This window comes from Ideonella sp. P3_A4 (assembly GCF_056403075.1).
In genome coordinates, this window is record NZ_JBFUGE010001008.1 from 1 (window position 1) to 1,485 (window position 1,485).

Annotated in this window: 1 protein-coding gene; it reads left to right on the plus strand. The window is 69.6% G+C overall.

All coding sequences use genetic code 11. The features are described 5' to 3' along the window. Positions 1 to 383 precede the first annotated feature (383 nt). The coding region (locus tag AC1DYI_RS35330; protein WP_477208759.1) for a WD40/YVTN/BNR-like repeat-containing protein at positions 384 to 1,485 on the plus strand (1,102 nt) is incomplete at its 3' end.

The following is a 1,485-nucleotide window of genomic DNA, read 5'->3' on the forward strand; positions in this document are numbered from 1 at the left end:
GCGATGTACTTCAGGATGCCCGGCACCGTGGCGCCTTGCGCCGTGTAGCTCGCAAACGCCGCCAGGATGTCAACAGCGCCCGACACCAGCCCGGCCACCACGATCGTGGATGCGTGACGCATGAGAGCTCCCTGGAGGAACGACGAAGCGGCGAATCTTAGTCAGCCTGCGCCGGCCGATAGGGCCCAATCGGTTGCCATGCGGCGGCCCGCTTCGACGTTCCTGAGGGGCCCATTGCTCGTATTGGGGAAACCAGATGAGCACCGGATCGACGGGCAGAACGCGCCTCGTGTCGATTTGCTGCCGGCTCGTTCGTCGTAGCGCTGAGGGGGCGTCTGCCGCCTCGCCGCGCTGCACGGTGGCAGCTTTCACGGAGCGACTGCATGAATTCATCCCCAACCCGTCTGGTGCTCCTGGTGGCCACGCGCAAGGGCGCCTGGCTGTTCCACGCAGACCCGCGGCGCGACGCCTGGACGGTCGACGGCCCGCACTTCCTGGGTCACACCATCAGCCACGTGCAGCTCGATCCGCGCGACGGCCGCACGCTGCTGGCCGCGGCGAAGACCGGCCACCTGGGGCCGACGGTGTTCCGCTCCACCGACCTGGGCAAGACCTGGAAAGAGGCCCGCCGGCCGCCGGCTTTCGACAAGCCGTCGAACAACTTGCCGGCACGCGCGGTGGACCACACCTTTTGGCTGACGCCCGGCCACGCCAGCGAGCGCGACACCTGGTACGCCGGCACCTCGCCGCAGGGCCTGTTCCGCTCCGAGGATGGTGGCGACAGTTGGGCGCCGCTGCCGGCCGTCAACGACGATCCGCAGTTCCGCGAGTGGATGGGGACGCCGCAGGACGGCACGCCCGACGGTCCCAAGCTGCACTCCATCATCGTCGACCCACGCGACCCGCAGCACTTGCTGTTCGGCATGTCGGGCGGCGGCGTGCACGAGTCGCGCGATGCGGGGCGCAGCTGGACGACGCTGATCGAGGGCATGGAGGTGGTGGAAGGCTTCGACCCCGCCACCGTGACCTTTCATGATCCGCACTGCATGCGCATCTGCCCCGCGAACCCTGACCGCCTGTACCAGCAGAACCACTGCGGCATCTACCGGCTCGACCGACCGGGCACGACCTGGCAGCGCGTCGGCCGCCACATGCCTGCGGATGTGGGCGACATCGGCTTCCCGATGGTCGTGCACCCGCGCGACGCCGACACCGCCTGGGTCTTCCCGATGGACGGCACCGACGTCTGGCCACGCACCAGCCCGGCCGGCCGCCCGGCGGCCTACGTCACCCATGATGGGGGTGATACCTGGCAGCGGCGGGACCAGGGCCTGCCGCAGCAGCAGGCCTGGTGGACCGTCAAGCGCCAGGCCATGACGGCCGATGCCTTGCCGGCGCCAGCGCTGTACCTGGGCACCACCAGCGGCGAGTTGTGGATCGGGCACGACGGCGGCTCGCACTGGGCCAACATTGCCCGCCACCTGC